The organism is Pseudomonas sp. C7.1, assembly GCF_056312395.1.
In genome coordinates, this window is the sequence record NZ_JBWDTL010000003.1 from 1,939,124 (window position 1) to 1,959,460 (window position 20,337).

At 52.8% G+C, this 20,337-nt stretch carries 21 protein-coding genes and 1 pseudogene; 6 read left to right on the top strand and 16 right to left on the bottom strand.

Translation table 11 applies throughout. The features are described 5' to 3' along the window. Positions 1-2: 2 nt before the first annotated feature. Positions 3-1,475 (bottom strand): ATP-binding protein, encoded by a 1,473-nt coding sequence (locus AC0T4W_RS12400; RefSeq protein ID WP_476319282.1) that lies wholly within the window; start codon positions 1,473-1,475, stop codon positions 3-5. 305 nt (positions 1,476-1,780) lie between these two features. On the opposite strand from AC0T4W_RS12400, the gene AC0T4W_RS12405 reads away from it, so the two are divergent. Both AC0T4W_RS12405 and AC0T4W_RS12410 read left to right on the top strand, forming a co-directional pair. Beyond that, the gene (locus tag AC0T4W_RS12405; RefSeq protein WP_476319284.1) at positions 1,781-2,653 is read left to right on the top strand and encodes a helix-turn-helix transcriptional regulator; all 873 of its coding nucleotides are present in this window, start codon (positions 1,781-1,783) and stop codon (positions 2,651-2,653) included. Positions 2,654-2,976: 323 nt separating this feature from the next. Next, positions 2,977-4,920 carry an ATP-binding protein gene (locus AC0T4W_RS12410; RefSeq protein ID WP_476319287.1) on the top strand — a complete coding sequence of 648 codons (1,944 nt, stop codon included), beginning with the start codon at positions 2,977-2,979 and terminating at the stop codon, positions 4,918-4,920. A 9-nt stretch (positions 4,921-4,929) separates the two neighbouring features. Here AC0T4W_RS12410 and AC0T4W_RS12415 read toward each other — a convergent pair whose 3' ends face one another. The 4 genes from AC0T4W_RS12415 to AC0T4W_RS12430 form a co-directional block, all read right to left on the bottom strand. Further along, positions 4,930-5,166 (bottom strand): hypothetical protein, encoded by a 237-nt coding sequence (locus tag AC0T4W_RS12415; protein WP_476319289.1) that lies wholly within the window; start codon positions 5,164-5,166, stop codon positions 4,930-4,932. A 251-nt stretch (positions 5,167-5,417) separates the two neighbouring features. Further along, positions 5,418-5,627: a type II toxin-antitoxin system VapB family antitoxin gene (locus AC0T4W_RS12420; protein ID WP_476319291.1), complete on the bottom strand. Its 210-nt coding sequence runs from the start codon at positions 5,625-5,627 to the stop codon at positions 5,418-5,420. An 85-nt stretch (positions 5,628-5,712) separates the two neighbouring features. Next, positions 5,713-6,669, bottom strand: a complete 957-nt coding sequence (locus AC0T4W_RS12425; RefSeq protein ID WP_476319293.1) for a TIR domain-containing protein — start codon at positions 6,667-6,669, stop codon at positions 5,713-5,715. A 118-nt stretch (positions 6,670-6,787) separates the two neighbouring features. Continuing rightward, positions 6,788-6,961 (bottom strand): hypothetical protein, encoded by a 174-nt coding sequence (locus tag AC0T4W_RS12430; protein ID WP_476319295.1) that lies wholly within the window; start codon positions 6,959-6,961, stop codon positions 6,788-6,790. Between the two features lie 410 nt (positions 6,962-7,371). Here AC0T4W_RS12430 and AC0T4W_RS12435 point away from each other — a divergent pair, with 410 nt between their 5' ends. After that, a complete protein-coding gene (locus tag AC0T4W_RS12435) occupies positions 7,372-8,778 on the top strand; it encodes a hypothetical protein (RefSeq protein ID WP_476319297.1) in 1,407 nt (468 codons plus the stop codon). A 270-nt stretch (positions 8,779-9,048) separates the two neighbouring features. Here the strand turns inward: AC0T4W_RS12435 and AC0T4W_RS12440 are convergent, their stop codons facing one another. The 4 genes from AC0T4W_RS12440 to AC0T4W_RS12455 form a co-directional block, all read right to left on the bottom strand. Then, a complete protein-coding gene (locus AC0T4W_RS12440; RefSeq protein WP_476319299.1) occupies positions 9,049-9,663 on the bottom strand; it encodes an antitoxin Xre/MbcA/ParS toxin-binding domain-containing protein in 615 nt (204 codons plus the stop codon). 279 nt (positions 9,664-9,942) lie between these two features. Then, on the bottom strand, positions 9,943-10,443 hold the full coding sequence (locus tag AC0T4W_RS12445) for a hypothetical protein (protein WP_476319301.1): 501 nt from the start codon (positions 10,441-10,443) through the stop codon (positions 9,943-9,945). A 604-nt stretch (positions 10,444-11,047) separates the two neighbouring features. Next, positions 11,048-11,365: a hypothetical protein gene (locus AC0T4W_RS12450; protein ID WP_476319303.1), complete on the bottom strand. Its 318-nt coding sequence runs from the start codon at positions 11,363-11,365 to the stop codon at positions 11,048-11,050. Positions 11,366-11,651: 286 nt separating this feature from the next. Then, positions 11,652-12,629: an AAA family ATPase gene (locus tag AC0T4W_RS12455; RefSeq protein ID WP_476319305.1), complete on the bottom strand. Its 978-nt coding sequence runs from the start codon at positions 12,627-12,629 to the stop codon at positions 11,652-11,654. 220 nt (positions 12,630-12,849) lie between these two features. On the opposite strand from AC0T4W_RS12455, the gene AC0T4W_RS12460 reads away from it, so the two are divergent. From AC0T4W_RS12460 to AC0T4W_RS12470, 3 genes are all read left to right on the top strand, one after another. After that, positions 12,850-13,296, top strand: coding sequence for a hypothetical protein (locus AC0T4W_RS12460; RefSeq protein WP_476319307.1), 447 nt, complete (start codon positions 12,850-12,852; stop codon positions 13,294-13,296). A gap of 614 nt (positions 13,297-13,910) precedes the next feature. Continuing rightward, the gene (locus AC0T4W_RS12465; protein ID WP_476319310.1) at positions 13,911-14,894 is read left to right on the top strand and encodes a hypothetical protein; all 984 of its coding nucleotides are present in this window, start codon (positions 13,911-13,913) and stop codon (positions 14,892-14,894) included. A gap of 14 nt (positions 14,895-14,908) precedes the next feature. Further along, positions 14,909-15,271 (top strand): histone-like nucleoid-structuring protein, MvaT/MvaU family, encoded by a 363-nt coding sequence (locus AC0T4W_RS12470; protein ID WP_476319312.1) that lies wholly within the window; start codon positions 14,909-14,911, stop codon positions 15,269-15,271. Positions 15,272-15,306: 35 nt separating this feature from the next. Here AC0T4W_RS12470 and AC0T4W_RS12475 read toward each other — a convergent pair whose 3' ends face one another. The 7 genes and pseudogenes from AC0T4W_RS12475 to istA form a co-directional block, all read right to left on the bottom strand. Further along, the gene (locus AC0T4W_RS12475) at positions 15,307-15,459 is read right to left on the bottom strand and encodes a hypothetical protein (RefSeq protein WP_476319314.1); all 153 of its coding nucleotides are present in this window, start codon (positions 15,457-15,459) and stop codon (positions 15,307-15,309) included. Further along, positions 15,456-15,731, bottom strand: a complete 276-nt coding sequence (locus AC0T4W_RS12480; RefSeq protein ID WP_476319316.1) for a hypothetical protein — start codon at positions 15,729-15,731, stop codon at positions 15,456-15,458. Before AC0T4W_RS12480 ends, AC0T4W_RS12475 begins: the two co-directional genes overlap by 4 nt. 78 nt (positions 15,732-15,809) lie before the next feature. Continuing rightward, a complete protein-coding gene (locus AC0T4W_RS12485; RefSeq protein ID WP_476319318.1) occupies positions 15,810-16,271 on the bottom strand; it encodes a DUF6392 family protein in 462 nt (153 codons plus the stop codon). After that, entirely contained in the window at positions 16,271-17,251 is a 981-nt protein-coding gene (locus AC0T4W_RS12490; protein ID WP_476323624.1) for an S-type pyocin domain-containing protein, read from the bottom strand. The genes AC0T4W_RS12485 and AC0T4W_RS12490 overlap by 1 nt, the downstream gene beginning before the upstream one ends. Positions 17,252-17,368: 117 nt before the next feature. Further along, a pseudogene (locus tag AC0T4W_RS12495) lies at positions 17,369-17,786 on the bottom strand (PAAR domain-containing protein); the annotation flags it as partial. A 245-nt stretch (positions 17,787-18,031) separates the two neighbouring features. Next, positions 18,032-18,787, bottom strand: a complete 756-nt coding sequence (istB, locus tag AC0T4W_RS12500) for an IS21-like element helper ATPase IstB (RefSeq protein WP_476319214.1) — start codon at positions 18,785-18,787, stop codon at positions 18,032-18,034. Between the two features lie 17 nt (positions 18,788-18,804). Then, positions 18,805-20,319, bottom strand: coding sequence for an IS21 family transposase (gene istA / locus AC0T4W_RS12505; RefSeq protein ID WP_476319217.1), 1,515 nt, complete (start codon positions 20,317-20,319; stop codon positions 18,805-18,807). Between the last annotated feature and the right edge of the window lie 18 nt (positions 20,320-20,337).

Genomic DNA, 20,337 nt, shown 5'->3' on the forward strand with positions numbered 1-20,337 from the left:
CGTCAAATCTCCCTCATTAATTCTTCTATCTTCCATGACGCCCGTTCCCACGTTGAACGAAATGGTTCGGTAACTTGAAGCATGTCTTTAATATCGTTCGGAGCAAAACCTCCTGAGCGAAGTGATCTCCATGTTGTTTCCAGCACACTAATCAGGCCGTCATCTGACATAGAGCCACTTCCAACTTGATCGGGTGTAGAGCCAATATCAGCAAAAAGCGAATCAATTGGCATGCTAGCTCCCGTCAACTCGAGAATCCGCCTGAAGTCACGTTTAAGTTCATCTGTGAGGTTGGACTCGAACTCCGTAAGCACTGGATGCTCAGAGTTGAGACGGTAGGTAATCTCGTTCTTTTCTTGGACTCGAACCCAAACAGGAATCCGACTCTCACTGACGAGTTTTCTTCCGCGCTCGGTATACACCCTCTTTGACGTTGCCCCTATCGTTTCGATGATTCGCCTAAGCCTTTCCCTAACCTTTGCAGGGGGATGAGCTGAAGCCTTTTTAACATCGATCTTCCAGTCAGAGTCCAAGCCATTGGGCATATCGATTCGAACTCGCGCAAGCTTTGTCAGCTCTGCCTGTCTAGCCAGACCAAACCAAGTACCATGAATGATTAGGCGCTTTCCTCTGTAGACATAGAATCCCTGGTTCTTGAGGTAGCCTTCCTTTCTTCCGTACCTATTCCATTCATCAGCTGAAACTTTTTTATGATGAGGTAGGGTGAACGCTTGAATGGTCATATCGTGGCCATCAATGCGAATCGTCTCGACAGGCCCAGCCTGGGTTGCAGGATGAGTGGAGTGAAAAGGGTCGAATGGTTGTAATCTTCTCGCATTCAAAGATATCGAGACTTTTGAAAGCCCCTTTTCGCCCGAAAGGAACCTGTGAAACACAAGCTCGATATGATCAGCGGCCTGATCTATATGATCGATAAGGCTTGAGCGCCCCGCACCATCACGATCCGCAAGCCGATCAAGCTTCTCCCAGACAACTAAAGTACCGCGCTCCCCAAGCTGATCTATCCAAGGTATGTCATGGGGGTCATCAAACACCTCGACCAACCAGTCGTCCGACTTTGCAACATCATCAAGATCCCAACGAGCACCGAACATTTTCCCGTTGGCTCTTGAAACAACCGTCAACCGCCTGCATTGGGAAAATGATGCTGTTTTCAAGCCAAGTCCAAATCGACCTAGGTCCTTGCTGCTTCTTTCCTCAAGAGGACTTCTAGTACCAGGCCTCATTGCTTCAAGTAACTGCTTACCGCTCATACCCTCACCATCATCGAGTATTGCAAAGCAAGGTGTGCTAGCGGTCGTATCAACCAAAAGCTGGATATTGCTTGCCCCCGCAGTGATGGAGTTATCGATAATGTCGGCTAAAGCTGTCTGCAACGAATAGCCAATATCTCTCATGCTTTCGATGAGAACAGCTGCTCGAGGCGCAACTCGCTCATGCTTTTTCACAGCCATTGCCCCAATCCCCATCCAGCTGGAGTTCTTGTTCATCAAAAGCGCCACGGTTTGACCAGCACAAAATCGCCCCTATGAGCTATGCGTTGAGCATTCGAGACGAAGGTCACATTATCCACGTATGGCCCGATGGTAAAGCCATCCAGCACCTAGCTCTACGCCCAGACACTGCAAGACTACTCATTCGACCAGCTGCACAGAGGGCTTCCCAACGCAGTCAGCTATTACCTAAAATATGTAGAATTTCACGACAGATCTACTCTGTAGACATATACAGGTAAAGTTTTCGATCAGATGGCGACCACATGAAGCGTAAGCAATCAATCGAGCAAGTCCGCTGGGATTTAGCCCTGCGCTACCGATTGATAGAGACCGTCTCTTGGTGGGAGGGTCGGCTCACAACTGGCCATCTGATGCAAAGCTTTGGTATCAGCCGCCAGCAAGCGTCCAAAGACATCAACACCTATATCAATGAACATGCACCAAAAAATCTGACCTATGACAAGCACCTCAAAGGTTATGTACCCAGCCGGCATTTCCAGCCCTTATTCATCGATGAAAGCGCGAGTGCGTACCTCCATCTACTCAACCAAAATCATGAGCGCGCCCCGCATATCGATGGACTGGCACTGGCCTACGCACACACGGAGGTTCTTAAAGTACCGGATCGAACGGTACGCCCAGAGATATTGCGACCACTGCTACGCGCCTGTCGCGACGGCCTACGCCTTGAATGTGACTACGTGTCCCTTGCCAATCCACTAGCCGAAACCCGCCTGATTGCCCCTCACACCTTGGTGTATACCGGCATGCGCTGGCACGCCCGCGCTTATTGCGAGAAGAATCGTGACTACCGCGACTTCGTACTCAGCCGCTTGCGCGGTGAACCGGATGTTTTGGACAAATCAGAAAACGGCAGAGAGAGCGATGAAGGTTGGATGACCGAAGTATTCGTGATTATTGAACCTGATCCGCGCCTGAAACCCGAGCAAAGAGAGTTAATTGAGATCGACTTCGGGATGCAGGATGGGCAACTGCTCGTGCCAAGCCGAGGCGCACTTGTGCAATACGTATTGCAGCGCTACCAAATTGACCCACACAAAGTGCAGTCGAAGGCCAGCGCCCAGCAGATCATTGTCGCCAACCTCGATGACCTGAGCTGCTGGCTCTATGACTGACAGGAAGGAAACCTGTTGCTTCAGACTGCCAGCCCACGTTCAAGCGGCGAGATGAGAGCGTCCACCACAGCCAGCAGCCCCCCCTTCGACCCCGACAACATTCTGGTGCTTACTATCCGAGCCTTGGTTTAGAAGACGACACCTCTGGCCGTCCCACTTTTTGTGTCGCCTATTCACATGTAAGGTTTTCGAACAGGTCATGCACGACCTCTACTATTTGATGCAGGGGGGCACCTTACTCGCATACTATCTTTCGAAATACGACGCATGGATTGCTTGCCAGCGGCGTTTGAAATCGATTGCATCAGCCCAAGGATGACAACATGGAGCAACGATCTCTTCTCTACGATGCCCGCTTTCTCGAAAGCTACGCGGGGGCCATTGTCACCGACCCAGCAACAGCCGTCGTCGAGTTAGTCGCCAACTGCTGGGATGCCTACGCCACCCAGGTGGAGATTGCCTGGCCAGCAGCTGATTCAGGTCGACAATTTAGGATCAAGGACAATGGACACGGGATGACCCGTGACGAGTTCCAGCACATCTGGCGCACCATTGCCTACAACCGACTCTCGGTTCAGGGCGCTATCGCCGCACCTCCGCAAGACGTTGAAGGGCTGCCCCGGCCTGTTTTTGGTAAGAACGGTAAGGGCCGATTTGCCAGTTTCTGTTTTGCCGATGAATACCTGATCACTTCACGCAAAAATGGCCAGGAATTCGTCTGCCGCGTTCATCGAACGCTGACCGAGCCACTCGTGTTGGAAGAGATATCCTTCAAGGCCGAGGGCGTCGAAGGTCACGGCACGGAGATCACGGGTAACGGCAGCATTCCGCCCCTGAGGTTCAGCGAAGAACAAGCCCGCGAGCTGATCGGCAGCCGCTTTCTGGCGAATCCAGCCTTCACGGTTTCGATCAACGGAAACCCGATCACCTTCAGTGACATTCCTGAGCTGCTATCCCGCGAGGAGATTGAAATCCCTGATCTAGGGAATGTGACCATCCTGCATATCGACACAAAAAAGGCTGACCGAACCACCAAGCAGCATGGCATCGCCTGGTGGGTACAAACGCGTGCCGTTGGCGACTGCAAGTGGAGTCGCAGCGACTACGAGCGCGTGCTCGATGGCCGCACATCCGAGGCTAAGCGCTTCACCTTCATCGTCCAGGCCGATTTCCTGAATCAGCATGACGCAGTCACCCCTGACTGGAGCGGGTTCAAGGACGACAACCCGGCCTGGCGCACCACCCGCGAAGCCGTTCAGGATCGCATCCGACAGATCATTCACGGCAGTGGTGAAAGTGAGCGCGAAGCCAAGCGTGCAGCCGTGATTGAGCGTGTGGGCAATACCGTCAACGCCCTATCTCCCAGCAGCAAGGATCGCGTCGAGGCCTTCATCGACGAAGTAGTGGATACCTGCCCCAACTTTGGCGAACAGGAGATTGTTCAGCTCTCGACGATCCTGGCCAAGCTGGAAAAGGCCAAGTCACGCTATGGCCTGCTCGATCTCTTGCACAAATGCGAGCCCAACGATTACGACACTCTGCACACCATCCTCTCTGAATGGACGGTCAGCATGGCCAAGCTCGTACTCGACGAGATCCAGAACCGCCTGAAACTCATCGGAGAGCTTCGCACAAAGATTCAGGTCGCCGGGATCGACGAAGTGCACGAATTGCAGCCGTTGTTCGAGCGCGGCCTATGGATGTTTGGTGCCCAGTTCGAGTCCATCGAATTCACCTCCAACAAGGGCATGACCACCGTCATCCGCCAACTGTTCGGCGACAGCCAGGGTAACGGCAGCCGCAACCGCCCAGATTTTGTGGCCCTGCCAGATTGCAGCGTCAGCTTCTATGCCAGATCGTCCTACGACGAGGACTACAACGAGAATGGTGCGGCGCACGTCGTGATCGTGGACCTCAAGACCACTGAGTTGCCGCTCGGCTCCCGCGAAAAGGATCAGGTCTGGAAGTACGTGAAGGAACTGAAAGCGAAGGGGCATATTCGTCAGCACACGCGGGTGGATGGCTTCATTCTCGGCAGTATCATCGAACAAGGTGAAGATGATCCGACCTCCCATGGCGAGGAGGTCAAGATCATTCCCATGCTCTACGACACCATCCTCACTCGGGCCGAAAAGCGCCTTCTGAACCTTTACTCTAGAGTCCAGGACGCTCCATTCCTGCTCGAACAGCAAGAGCAACTCGCCAGCTTTTTGAAGCCGGTGCCGGTTCGCCAAGGCGATCTAATGGTTGAAGCGGATCCGCAGTAATCAGGGAATTCACATTTCCACTGTCAGACTGCGGATGCCCACCGTCTCGCAAAACCGTCCCAGTGCGGTCAGGCTTGCCCACGTCCTGACCGACTCCCGTCGCGAGCGCACCGGCAACCAGAACCGACCCAGCCGCGTGCTCAAACTCCAGCCCTCGCCACCCGGCCCACGCGTCGCCCGAAACTCCCGCGCCGCGCCGCTCTCGATCAGCGCCACCAGCGTGTCCTGCTCCACCGCTTTTTTCATTTCTTCTCGCCCCAACCGCCCGTGCCCTGACGACTCAGGCTAGTGGTCGAAGCGCGCCTCAACCTGCTGGCCCCCTTCCGGTCGACCAACGACCGGGGTGCTGGTCACCAGTCCCAGTTGGGACTCTCGCCAGGCACGGGTTACATGAGGGGGGCGATTGACCATAAGGTCAAATTACGCCCAGCGGCCAACAACACGACCGCCGTAGACTTGCATCGCCGATGAGGAAACCACGATGCCCCGATCCCCCACTAGCGGCGCGGTTCATCGTGCCGCCGCTCACGGGGCACAGCCTCCATCTCGGGTACCGCTCCGCCAAGTGCGACCAACCGATGACCGGCACGCACACGCACAAACACCTCGACCGCTTTACAGATGAGGTCCGCATGGCTCATGCCGGGCTCGGCAAATTCGAGCGCCTGCTGGAAAAGCACATCGTCAATCTGGATGGTGGTTCGCATGACATTCTCCTCACTGGCTTCACGCATTTCCATGAGCAGACGGGACGCACTTAGCGTACGACGGTTTTCCACGCGCGCCCGTCAATCAGCGTTGCAGGGGCCGAATGAGCATCTCCCAAAAATACTCCGCAACCCCCTCAAAACCCAGTAACCCCGCTCGTGCATGACTGGAAAATGCCCCCATACCCATAGGTTTGAAGCCAAGCGCGTAACCATCGTCATCTAGGGACATGCTTTCATTGAAACTGCCACGGGTTACACCGCTGGAGCTGTAGACGAGTTCTCCTCCCCAGCTTTCGTTTCCCAACCAGATGCCACACCGGGTCACCCGGTCGCCATCCACATAGACCGAGGCTTCAAAGCTCTGAGCATCCAGTTGCCGAAAATCTGCTTTGATCCCTGGGTTGCGCACCTCCAGCTCCTGGAGTGAGTTAGCGAAGTAACGCGCGACATATTCGAAGCACTCGTGTCGGGCCCGGTCTCTATCGTGATCTGTAAAAGCACGCTTGACCCGCAGATTGCTAGATCGCACTTCAGGGGCCACGCGCACGGTCGCGAGACCAGCAACAGCCCTGCCCGAACTCGAAACGACAGCTGCCGAGGCAGGCCGTGCACGAATCGCTTTCTTGATGGCGTCGACAACCTGATAGAAACCATCATCCAGCGAGGGGTACTGACTCACTGGCTTGCCATCAGGTGTAGCGGCCAAGAGCTTCCCAAAGGGAAGATCATGCCAATGGCAGGGTCGGAGAATTACCGGGATCACCGTTGCTTCGCCCGCCTCATGCCGCTCCAAGGCACGAGCCATTTCCACATCAAAGCAGTAGTCCGACGCAATGAAATGCGGGCTCACGAGGAGCAGAACAATTTCGGCTTCCTGGAAATTCTTGTCGATCTCGCCAATAAATTCTTGCCCAGCAAGAATTCGGCGGTCGTGCCACGTTTCAATCTCCCCCTGGCGCTTCAACGAAGCGAGATGGATTTCAAGCTCGTTACGTAACGCTTCATCTACATGCGAGTAAGAAAAAACAAGCTTCGCCATAATCAGCCTCGAATCCATCGGTCTCAGCTCATCCTACCGACTACCTCGACGCACTTCATCAGTAGCCCGCGCCAACATGGCATGGAACGGTCGATCAACGGGTGAAGACAAAACCGGATTACTCACGCTCCAGACTGCGGGCATCGGCAGTGACCGCCTCCATCACCACCGCCAGCTCTCGACCGAGATCCGGTTCGAAACGGTTGAGGTAGGCCGCAATAGCTTCATTGCGCAACAGGAGTGCAACGTAGCCTTTGGCGACAACCAGCATCAACAACAATACTATCTGCAAGCCTCGTATCTGGGGCCTGCCATTTCACAGACTAATGAAGTTGAGCGACCGCCGCTCCGCAAAAATTTCTCATTAGACGTAAAATTAAAATGGTCGATTAAGTAGGAGGCGGTTTCACAACCGCTGTCCTCTCACACCACCGTACGTATGGTTCCATATACGGCGGTTCAGGTGTCTAGACTGCTGTCGTTCACGACCGGCAGAGATCAGCCTATAGCAGCGGATGGCAAACGCCCGCTTAACCAGAGTTGACAGGAAAATGCGCACCTAAAACCGTCAATTGGTCCGAGCTGCGGCGAAGCATGTCGAAAATACTTGCAGATGAACCGGCCTAACGACTGTCGCTATGCTTTGCCAAAATGCGATCTGTAATAAAATCCAGCAAACCGACTCGAAACCCTGGGGATATGATGAGCGTTTTTGTTGGGCGGCAAACGCCGAATACCCGTCTACGCATCTGGGCCAAGCACGCCCCAGCCATTGAACAGCACATGCGCACAGCCGCCGAAGAAGCACGGCACGACTATTTTGAATACCTGTACGTCCACCGTGATGATGGTCGACGGACAATCCGACTGCACGCCGGCAATCATCCTATCTCGAGGAGCAATGACGGATCTATCAGAATGGAAGGTGGCGCTGCGCTCGTACTGTCTCAGGACAGCACATACGGCCATGTCGCGGCTCTCATTTATCCCTATGGCACGTCTCAAAGCGAGGAGAAGCCAATTATTTGGGGCATCTTCGACAGCCCAGCGGATATTGCCACAGCTAAATGGCTCGACATCGTAGTGCACGACTTCGCCCGCTGCTGTCGCGCATCAAATGTTGTTGACCAGTCGGATTATTACTCTGACCGTATCAGGATGCGATGGCTCATGTTTCGAAGCTGGGTGTTATGTACCTGCGGCCAGCTCTCAGGCTACACGACGCTCATCAGCGCCAAACCATCGCTGACAAAGCAGATCACGACCGGCATTGCTATTATTGTTACCGGGCTGACCACGCTACTGAACCTGCCGAGCATCCTGGCGACGTTGTCAGGCTTTACCGTGCCGGCGCTATTGGAGCGGTGGAATCACAACTCGTCACCCGTCAATGCAGTTTCCTCCGAATCACACGCTCCAAGCACTTCGGTGCCTCTCAATGCAGCAAACTCCGTACAGACGATTCCTCCTCTGGTGGTGCCAGCGATTGCGGCCGCACCAGAAAGCATAAAAATGCCTGTGATTTCAGGTTGGTATACGTTCTGCCCGACGACGGCTGGCCAAAGCAACCCGAAACTTCTGGAATTCCTATACGACGTACGAGCGAATGCCGGAAAAGTCGCGTTCTTCGACGTGCAGATTGATATCGACTGCGTGTTGAGCGAGTCTCCAGACTACCGGGCGACCTTCAACCGACTTCAGGAAGTCGGACAGGTGCTTTATCTGATGCACGTACCTTTAATCACGGAGGGCGACTCTACCGCAGCCCGAGAGTGGATTGGCGGCAATCGTAATCATTCCGTCTTGCGCGACATGTACAGCGACAATGGTTCTTCTATTGCCATTCACAATGGGAACGACAGCCGGAATCCCCTGTCGCGCTTCCAGCCCCACGTCGAGGGAAGTAACGACATCCTGTACGGCCCATACTCGATCAAAGAAAGCTGGGATGACGCTGCCATCACATTTGATCTGAACGCTCCATTTCTTGACAGCGTCGCCTTACAGCAGGCAACCAACATAGCAGAGGAACTCCGTCACGCCCGTACTCCCCCGACGCAAACAGAGCCCTTACTCCTCGAAAATGTCAGGACGCAAGTGCTTCACTGAAATTACCTTGGCCATATCTGATGGACTACCCTCCGCTGACTACCGGCGTCTTTCCGTTCTTTCTCGTCCATAACTACTTGAGCCTGATGGGAACGTTTGGCATACCGGCATCACCACCAACGTAAACCTGCTCTTTGCGTAAACCTGCTCTGTTTACGCAAAGAGGTAGGTTTACGATTGAGAGCATTGTTCAAGGGCAGCTTGGACTGCTGTCGAGAGGCTCATGAAGACCTCGATCTAACGTCGTAAAGAATTAGCTACGGTGCGACCTCACGAAGAGACGCCATGCTCAAGACGCCCGATTAACGTCAACACCTGAAGCTGACCGTCAGCAGACCTTGCCAGCTGCAACGGTACGGCATGCCCTAACGCCATCGCTGGCTGAGTTAGCCAGCGAGCCGCTGATTGACTATCAAGCGCGAAGAATGCCAAGGAGGCCTCCATCACATCGGCAATCGAGGGAGACTGGAGGATGTCCTCCAAGGTGGTTTTCATGATTCGTTCATCATAAGCCGTCGTCCCTCCATGCTCCGGACAGCGCGTCCGCATCCAGCCCGAGCGAGAGATCGTCCTGCCGGGGGCACCACACACTTCACAAACATGCAGCGATAGCAACTCGGTGAGATCCACCACCGCAGTTGCATAGTCGCTTGCGCGCCGACAGTAGAAGCGTAGCCCGCCGAATTTTTCTTTCACCTGCGAAGCCATCAGTTGCTCGGTGCCAGTAAAGTTGATGTGATGTTGAATTAATCTACAGGCGGCCTCGATGAGCGTGAACCAGCCGTCCCCGCATTCGAAGCCGAACAACCGTTGATTACCCGATTCCCTAGCTGAAAAAATGGCCGGGTAACGCGTACACAGCATAGCGTCGAGTTGTTCATGCATGATTTCGGCAATCTCCTTAGCAAGTCACAGGTGACACCCGGTTCGACCTCACATTATCAATGTACGCAGTACCGCGACCCGACCATGACAGAGCTGGCGAACAACTCCAGCAAGAACATCAGCGATTTTCGCCCACCGCATGAATGAAAATTCACCAGCAGAAGCAGATTGCGATCAACGGTCTCAATCATGTACCAGTGATCGAACTCGATGACCTGGCACACAGCAGAGCGTCAAACTCTTCATACATAGTAAAAATCCTCAGTTTCCAGATCATCCCTAGCGACATGTAGATCCAGCGTCAATGACCTCTTTCAGCGCTGCTACTGAAATAGTCCAGTACCTTGACAAGTGCTCTAGCTCTGTAAATCCAAATTTTTTCATCAATGGTGCTTCACGCCTTCCGGGAAACTCAAACCCCAAATTAAAGTACCCTACTTCTTCTTGAGCCATGATTATAAAATCAAATAACTCCGACAATGGATCCTTACTCTCAATGTCGTACACATTGTAAACATTGGCTATTACTAAAGTATCTTCGGGCCAGCTTGCACCGCTAGTTTGCACACGAAAATATACATCCAACGCTTTATTGCAGTGAAAACGAATGTTTTCACGATTCGGGACACCAAAAGAAACTTCGCATCCTGGATAGCGTTGCTCATAAAACTCTTGAGCTAGTTTAGAAAATTTGTCCTTGGCATCTTGCACCCGAACCCAATCGGGATGGGTTGCTATACGTGCTCGCAAACCGGCAAATGTCTGATCATCGTCCGACATAGATTTAAGCCCTCGCTCTAACCCTATTTTTAATTACGCGAACAAGGCTTCGCATACATCTACTCCACCTCGAATTTCGACAAGCATCACTCTTGTAGCAGTACATTTTTAAATTCAAGCGCACATGCAAGTCAAGAAATTTATTATTTTTTATTGACCGCTTAATTCCTGCATGATATTAATTATGTTGACTCCATTTTTATAAATTTTTATTACTTCCGATAATTCCTGTTATCGGAAACTTCCAAATATAGAAATGGCCGCACGGCTCAAACACTTTAGCCGCCACCACAAAAAGCATAAAACATTGAGAACTTGAAGAATTGGAACACTTAGAAAATTCAGTCCTGTCTTCCAATTCCAGCTGGGCATAGAAGCTAGGGGGCTGACCACAAGAAAGTTATAACCTCGCGCCGCGAGAATCCACCCAGTGGTCGACTGAAATAATCACTGCTTTAACTCTCCCCCACCATCTGAGCAGATTTGGGCTCGAGCGCAGCTTTCTACACCCCTACCGGCCAGCTGCTGAGGAAGCACGCATGCTTCCAGAAGTTACAGCCAGCGCAATAAGAGCATCGATAGCTATGTGAGCCGGCTAGCGAACTTACGCTCTGCCACCGCCCACTAGCTGACTAAAACCCTCCACACCGTATACGCTGATCAATATGGCAATTTTTCTGTTTGCGGAAATGCCATTTGTCCACCGTCTCAAACCGAGACGATACTCATCATATACAGCATCCATTGACTCAGAATTAAAAAACGAATTAATCCCCATTAGGGCACTATCCATCATAGTTTTTTCAAACTCATTTCTTTCATCTTGACTCAGGAACTGACCAACTCTGTCATAGTCGCCACCCTCCTCCATAGAACAAGCTCTAAAAAAAACCTTATCCATTTCTGCAATATTACAATTCATATAAGCCCCTGTTTAATTTACCAACACCCAGAAGATTAACAACAGAAATAGAAGTGTCAACCATTATCTTAATCCCCTGGTTAATTTCCGATGCTTCGCATCGGGTATATTGATTTCAAAAAAAAATCGTCAATCTGATTGACGATTCATTAAATCAAATCATGGAAAGATTGAAAGGGGGATTAAAAAGGGGGAATGGGGAATATGTATACTCAATAACAACTCCCGCTTTATAATCATCGTCGTCATTCTATATACATGAAAACGACTACAATGAAGACGATTGCTACAGGCCCGACTTGAATACAACCTCCCGACCCTTTTTCTCCTTAATAAGTTTCCCAAACCTAACAAGAGCATCCAGTTTCCGGTCCGTCGCTGACTCTTCAAGCCCCATGTGTTCTTTAACGAATGCAAGCATCTCCTGACGACTCCGATGCTCCACGTCCTTAAAGGCCAATCCGATATCGACTACCTCCTTTTTCACCTCGGAGCTTTCAGCTTTAGAAAGTGTAAATGAGACTCCATCTTCCTCAAGGCTAAGCTCATTTAGACCCGGAACAGCTCTAACTGAAAACTTCAGAGTGTGCTTTTTACCTATTTTCGCAATCGAAATCACACCGTCCACTTCAGCGTGAATTGCTGAAGCGCCTCTAACCCCTCTAGCGCCACTATTTCGCTCATAGAGTTCTTTCTTTGAGTGATGTACGACAATGTGGGTACGCTGCGAATTTATCTCTCGAATCGAACGCATGACCTTACTCATTTCTACGTTGCTATTTTCGTCTACATTGGTCATTCGCCTCATCACATCCCAGATCACAAGATCTGGGTCAGCAAATTTAATAAGACCCTTCAAATAATCCATCCATTGCGGATCATTGACATCGACCGCACTCCAAAGGCTGTTCACTGCAAGCCTCCCCTCGCAACCTAGAACAGCCTCCTCACTACCAAAAAATTCCAGTGTCCGACGCCCGATCACGGCAGGAGCTAGCTCAAAATTAAAGTAAAGAACCTTATTTTTTCTAGTTGACTTAAAACCGAGAAAGTCCCCTCCTGACGCCGCAGCCTTTGCGAGTTGCATTACTAGGCGAGACTTCCCGGATTTAGGCTCCCCTGTAATCAACCATTGATGTCCTTTGGCACGATCATCCTCAATAAGACCTTCGAACATCCAATTAATCGGAGCCTTTGCACACTCAACAAGCGACCTCATGCTTGAACTCGACATCACATCAGCATAACTCAAACTAAAATCCATAATTACTCCAAAATTTTAATCATCCGCAGCCTAAACTGATCGCCTGACTTTCGCGCCCATCGATGCATTGCCATAAATTCAATGGCTTAGCCTTAAAGATACAAACAGTTTTAAAACTGTCAAGCGCACCAGATATATCAATAAAATAAACCAACAATAACTATTGACAAATCCATTTCTGTTTTTAATATACATACAACAAACCAATAAGGAGCTACAAATGTTTAAATCTCAAATAGAAAACTTTAACGAATACTACTCAGCCATAAATCAGATCGCCATAACATCACTGGGAGATCACGACTGGAAGATCACAACTGACGTAACAAAGCTGTTTTACCATGGAGACGATGATGTAATTGAATTTATGGAAGCTACCATTCTAACCAGAATTGAGTACGACAATACTTGCCTCAATATTGAAACCATAGGGACACGCGAAGTATTTGGCTCGAACTATGGGCAATACGAGTTTAATGACTCCAATGCTAAAATATACATAACAAGCTCTAGCACCGAGCTTTCATCCCTTGAAAATATTAATCTAGACCTTACCGCCGGTACCGACGATCAAGACATCAACGCTTCAAACTTGACACTCTTCATAGCACTTCCCACCCCCCAAGGTAGAGCTAGATCTTTCAAAGGACCAGATAGCAATCAGTAACAACAACCCTCATATAGATCCCACTTTATTTTCTATATGAGGGCCACCCATCAATACACAGCTAAATACATCATACTGAGACTATTATTTTTTCAGCATGTCATTATTAAAAAGTAATAATTATGTTAGCGATCCCCTTCCACCTGCACCACTTCATCTTGCAGCTGACAGACCGATAAACCTACGAATCTGTTCGGAAAATAGAGAGATAGTCTCGTGCGAGTGAGCGAGATGAGAGCATCTTTTATAAAAATAGCGATGTGTTCGCGTATCGACACAAGCCGAAGAAACTCAGGCTAGAGCATATGGATTCGCGTATATGGGTTCTTTTCAACGGCACACCTATTACCGATCTTGATCTGTTAGTGAAATACAACTACTGATGCGTCATACGCATTCAGTATCTCGAAAGACAAAATACAGATTGTGCACTCTGAGCATTTCTTCCTTTTGCTCATGCCAGCCCAAAGCAATTGCCACAGCATCCGTGACCTCGCCGCTGACCTAGCTACCCCTACCGCACCCGAGATCCTTCCGGCTTTTCAAGCTGTTGAACCCGCCCAATTTTTTCGCTATTATGCCACATATTAATTGATCTAGTCAAGACAAACCTTATGAATGAACAAATGTCAACGGCAAAATCTCACGGCCGCCCGTCACTCAACCCCGTGGAAAAGCAGCGCCGACTGGTCGCCCGCCTCTTCGAGAACTGCGCTGACCTTGAACTCCAGATCACTGAAGCGTCTGGGCATGATGCCGCTGAGGAGTCAGAGGCTCCTTTACTGCTGAGCACTTTCAGCCAGCGCCTTTCTTTTGCTCGTGACGTAGCTATTCATGAGCATGCTGGACGCTCAGCAGAAGCGAAATCCATTCGTAAGAAGCTGAACCTCTTTCGCCCTCAAGGCTTCACAGAGGAAGCCTGGAACTCCCTCCCTGATGCAGAGAAACGCCTGGCTCCAGGCAAGCCGAAGATGCCCAAGGAGCTAGAGCTGGCTCGTATTGAAATCAAGCGAGAAGAAGAGCTTGAAAAGTTAAAGGCAATGGAGGCCGAATTCGGAGATCAGCCATCCGACATCGACTCTCTACGCGCCTTGCATGGCAAAAATCAGATCGGACGTCCCGGCAAAGACATCCTCGGCACCCTCGACAGACAGATGCATACTGCTTTCTACAAGCGACGCGATCTCATCCGCGACTCAGATCAGGGCGAAGATCGAGACCAAGGCATCGGCCGAGCCAAGAAGTCCTACGAAGAGCGCCATGCGTACTTCACCAGCATCATCGAGTATTGCCGCGACCAGATCCAGCAAGGCGAAAGCAAGCTCGACCTCATTCATCTCCAGCTTCGCTATCTTAAGCGTCTGCGGAATCGCGCCACCCGCCTCCGCCTCCAGATCAAGACCGCACTTGGCCCAGCCCTAGTGTCACTCAAAAAGGACCTAGCTGTCGTTGAAGATCAAATTGAGGTTGAAGTAAGCCTGCTCAGTGACTTTCAGGATAACTACATTACAATGTCGAACAGTGAGGTCGAAACACGCCGCAACTCAGTAGTAAATAAAATCAAGGCTATCGACTCAATCGAATTCACCAACACATAAAATTTGGGGACAAAATGAGCAAACTCGCAGAATTCAAAGCACTCGAAGCGCAGCTCGCAGAGCAGCTTGCGGCTCTCGATAACATGAAAAACGACGATGGCTTAAAGAAAGAAATCGAATTTGAAAGCAAGCTTCGTTCGCTGATGGCTGAGTACAGCTTCTCGCTACGTGAAGTGAAGCTGATCCTAGACCCACACGCTAGTGCAGAGCGTGCCCCAGCCGCTGCTGCCAATCCCCGCAAAGAGCGTCAGCTCAAGGTCTACATCAATCCGCACAACAACGAGCGTGTTGAGACAAAAGGCGGCAACCAAAAGGTACTGAAGGCCTGGAAAGAAGAGTTTGGTGCTGAAGCTGTCGAGTCTTGGCTTCAGCAATAAGCCTTAATGAATGCTGGCGCGGCATATCCTGGACATCAGGCAACGTGCCGCTCAGCATCCATTTTTACTGCCAACACAAACGTCTTCAGCGCCTCTTCAAGAATTTTCTCTCCGGCAATACCAGCAATTGCGGCTGCTTCAATGGCTCTCTCAAGCAAGCTATCATCAATCTCTGCCGTAATTCTCATTGCTCCATCTCCATAATTTGCTTCATGTATGCGACTTCGAAAAGAGAAACTGCATCACTTAAAAGAAGCTTCGCTGACCTAGTAATATCTCCAGTAGAATCAGAGTCCTCTCTAATACTGAATGCTTTCAGTATGCCTATAGCCGCTTTTGCTCTATATCCCGCAGTATCAAGCAACGTATCAGCAGTCACGCACAAGCGCATAAAAATAACTGACTCATCGCCGTGTTTACTGTGTTGAGATTGTTTAATAAGCGGTCGATATTCGTTCACCTCTTTCTCCTTTTTTATAAGGATAGTGAGGCTTTCAGAATCTCCAAATAAAAATGGCTGTCAATGACAGCCTTTTTATTAATCAATTAAGCTGAACACTATTGAGCTTGCTTGTAGCCCTGTCGTGTATTTCAAGACCACTCGCGCACCTTTGTTTGTGCGCTCATCGAGTGTGTATTCATCCCAACCGCCGATCTCACCAATTCCTGGCATCTTCATCACCCCCTTGGAAGCACTAGGCTTGCCAAAGTCGGCTCTCACCTGTGCTTGCGTCATTTTGTGCGCAAACGGAGCAGGAAGCTCACCGACATACTCATTACCTGCGGGCGTCGTCTTGATCAGCGTAATGTAAGCACGCTCAAGCTTTCTTGTTTGCGCATCAAAGTCAAGTCCGAATCCTGCTTCAACGAGCATGTACAGCTTGTCACGCCCCTTGTACATTTCTTCGAGCGGCTTATCCGGAATTACTCCGAGCGCAACAAGAGTATCGTATCTCTCGCCAAGACCTTTAATTACTTGAACAACATTATCTGAATTCATCAGTACCACCCCTGCTCTCTATGCAATTTGTGTAGCTCTTCCCTAGACTTTTCGATATCCGTATCACCATAACCTTCTTCTAGTAAGTATGGCTTTATTGCATCGAGATTTCGGTTTACCGCACTTTCAAGGTTAGCAGCATCCTTCTCTTGCTGTGCTTTTGAGTTTCGACCGCCATAAGTTTCGCTGTACTTCTGATGCACCTTTCTGGGAATCGCCATACTCGGCGCATTTTTCAATGCAAACTGAATTTCATCATATGTCGCGCCTGGGTTATTTGCCCATATATGCGTTTCAAGCGCTTTTTGTGAAGGCATGTGGTCGATATCAAGACCATCCCTTTTGCTTCTGCTCTGCAAGTCGCTTGCAGTGCCTACTTCGAGCGGGTTCACTGCCGGCTTAGCAAAGACCAGATACAGCGGCGGCACACCAGAGTCAGCTGGGAAGACAATGATGCTGTCTTGCCAGGTCACATCCTCGCCTGGGTATGTCTCGATCTGGGTGTCTATACCTTCCGGGATCGGGTGAACCAGAATTTTCTCTAGCTCGTCTGTAGCGCCGGGGTACGCCGTAGGCGCTTGCACCACCGGCCCACTGTTCGGCGTCCAGATTATTGTCGCACCGCCCACGCCTGCATGCATTTCGCTGTGTTCAGCGTTCCATTCAGCTTGCACGACCGGCACACGATCTTCACCAGACGTGGCGCTTGTATGAATGCCATACACCCTCATGATGCCTTCAGCATCACGGCGGAACTGAAAGCGCACGCGGGTGGGAGCCACTATCATCCCGCGCAGCTGCTCTTCAGTGAGCGTCGAATCACCCATGCTCGTTGACCACAAAGCAAGCAATAGCGTACTCGCAGCAGTACCAGCAGCCGCTGCGGCACCTCGCAAACTCCAAGTTCCAATGGCCTCGGCAACAGTGGCTTGGCCAGCAACATGCCCGAGCGTTACCCCGCCTCCAGCCGAAGCCGGCATCGCGACAGATCCAAGAACTACTGCACGACCAAAATTCGATGCAGGTTCGACGCCTGTACCAGCCTCTGTCGAGTCGATTGGAACTAGGCACGACTTTGCGAAGACACAATCCTTCTCTTCAACGAGCGCACCCACTCGCTGAGCCATAAGCGCTGTGTTGGCAGGGTCAGACATGAGCTGATTCATGCGAACTTCGTTAACTGAGCCGTCAGGCCTGATCGCGCCCATCATCGCAAAATTCACGATTGGCCCCGCTGCCCCGCCACCTTGGAATCCGCCGAACGAATCAGGGCTGCCAGAGGTAATAACACCACCATGGCTTGTGGGGCTGCCAAGGTGTGCCAGAGGTCTGCCGTTGACGTTTATAGACGGGAATCCCGTCGTAATGACAGCTCCGCAACCGCACACATCTCCAACCCGAGCTGCACCCAGAAAAATTGAAGATAGTGTCACCGGAGGCGGAATTTACGGGAGTTGTGCCGTGTCCGGGCAACGGACAGGAATGCGAATCTGTGAGACGTGAAACTGGGATCATTCTCGACCCCTAGAGATTGCCACAAGCATAAACATGCTTCCTTGCTGTTCTTAAAGGGCTACAACGTGCCAAAATTTGCGCGCAAATGAATGACCGTTGCCCAAATTTGGGACTGATTGCGCATTCCACGCCATCCGGCCACCCAGTCCACGCTTATCCGGCCGGGATTTCCACGCACATCCGGCCACCCGTTCCACGGCCATCCGGCCGGGCAGTCGGAGCGCAGCGACGCAGGGGTGGCATTGTTAGTCTGAGGTGCCCGGCGTCGTCAATTTCTTCGCCCGCTTGCGCATCGATTCGCCCTTCAGGTTGATCCGGTAGGCGTTGTGCACCAGGCGGTCGAGGATGGCGTCGGCCAGGGTCGGATCGCCGATCAGTTCGTGCCAGTTGTCCACCGGCATCTGGCTGGTCACGATGGTCGAGCGTTGGCCATAGCGGTCGTCCAGCAGCTCCAGCATGTCGCGCCGTTGTTCGGCGGTGAACGGCGCCAGGCCCCAGTCGTCGAGGATCAGCAGGTCGGTCTTGGCGTAGCCGCTCATCAGCTTGGTGAAGCGGCCGTCGCCATGGGCCAGGCCCAGCTCTTCCAGCAGCCGCGGTAAGCGCAGGTAGCGCACGCTGTAGCCGTCCCGGCAGGCCTGGTGGGCCAGGGCGCAGGCCAGCCAGGTTTTGCCGACACCGGTGGGGCCGCCGATGATCAGATTGAGGCCGTCGCGCAGCCACTGGCCGCTGCGTAGCTGGAGGATCAGCGCCTTGTCCAGCCCGCGCGGGGCGCGGTAGTCGATGTCTTCGAGGCAGGCGCTGTGCTTGAGCCGGGCTTGGCGCAGGCGGCTGCTCAGGCGCTTGTCGTCGCGCTCGGTCAGCTCGCGGTCGACCAGCAGGCCGAGGCGCTCCTCGAAGCTCAGGCTGTCGATGTCGGCGGTTTTCAGTTGTTCGGCGAGGGCCTTGAGCATGCCGTGCAGGCGCAGGGTTTGCAGCTTGTCCAGGGTCGGATGGGGCAGCATGGTGGGGTTCCTTGGGTTCAGTGGTAGTAACCGGGGCCGCGCAGGTTGGCGTGGTCGTCCGGCAGCAGGGGCAGGTTCTGTTGAGCCAATGGCAGGTTCTCCAGGCCCTGGCGCAGGATCGATTCGAGGCTTTTGTAGCTACAGGCACCGAGGCTCAGGGCGCGCTGGCAGGCGGCTTCCAGGCGCTCTTCGCCGTGGTGTTTGCCCAGGCGCAGGATGCCCAGGCAGGCGCGGTAGCCATGCTGCGGATGCACGCGCCGTTCGAGGATGTGGCCGATCACCCCGGCGGTGTTCGGGCCGGTCTGCTCGGCCCAGCGGATCAGCCGCTGCGGCGTCCACTCGGCATGCTCGCGATGGCTCTTGGGCATGTGCTCGGTCTGCGTGCTGTGCCGGCCTTTGTGCAGGGAGCGTACGTGGCTGGCCACCCGCTGGTTGGCGTGGAAGCACTCCACGGTGCGCGCTGTGAGGCGCACCTCCAGCTGCTTCTTCACCAGTTGGTAGGGCACCGAGTAGTAATGCCCGTCGACCTCGACGTGGTAGTCGATATGCACCCGCGCCTTCTTCCACTCGGCATAGACGTAGGGCTGCTCCGGCAACGGGCGCAGGGCCGGACGATCCAGGCTGGCGAAGGCCGACTGCCGGGAGCCCGGCAGCTTCTTGAACGGCCGTTGGTTGAGCCGCTCCAGCAGCACGGCGATGGCCGTGTTGAGTTCGTCCAGGGAGAAGAACTGGCGATGGCGCAGGACGGCGAGGATCCAGCGCTCGACCACCTGCACGCCGACCTCGGCCTTGGCCTTGTCGCGGGGCTTACGCGCCCGCGCCGGCACCACCGCCACACCATAGTGCTCGGCCAAGTCGCGGTAGCTGGGGTTGATGTCCGGTTCGTAGCGATGGGCCTTGCTCACCGCACTGCGCAGGTTGTCCGGCACCACGATCTCCGGCACCCCGCCGAGGAAGGAGAAGCAGCGGGCATGGGAGCCCAGCCAGTCCGACAACTGCTGCGACCAAGTGGCCTCGGCGAAGGTGTAGCTGGAGGCACCGAGCACCGCGACGAACACCTGCGCCTGACGGATCTCCCCGCTGCTGCGGTCGATCACCGGCACCGTCTGGCCGGCGTAGTCGACGAACAGCTTCTCGCCGACGCGGTGCTCCTGGCGCATCACCACATCCAGTTTGCCCTGCCAGGCCCGGTAGTGGTCGCAGAACCAGCTGTACTGGAAGCCGTGCGGCTGAGCCGCCTTGTACTCCTGCCAGAGCAGCGCCAGGGTCACGCCTGGTCGGCGCAGCTCGGCGTGGATCATGGCCCAGTCGGGCAGCGGGCGCTGCTCGCTGGGTGCCGGCGGGGCTGGTGGAAACAGCTGTCGCTCCAACTCGGCATCGGGTAACGAACAGGGCCAACTGAGGCCGCTGGCGGCAAAGCGGTTGAGGTAGTCGCCGACGGTGACACGACCGACCTGCACGCTGACCGCAATCTGGCGAGCCGATAGTCCGACCTCGAACTTGAGACGTAGTACTTCGCGAATCTTACGCATGGATAAACGCTCCACGAC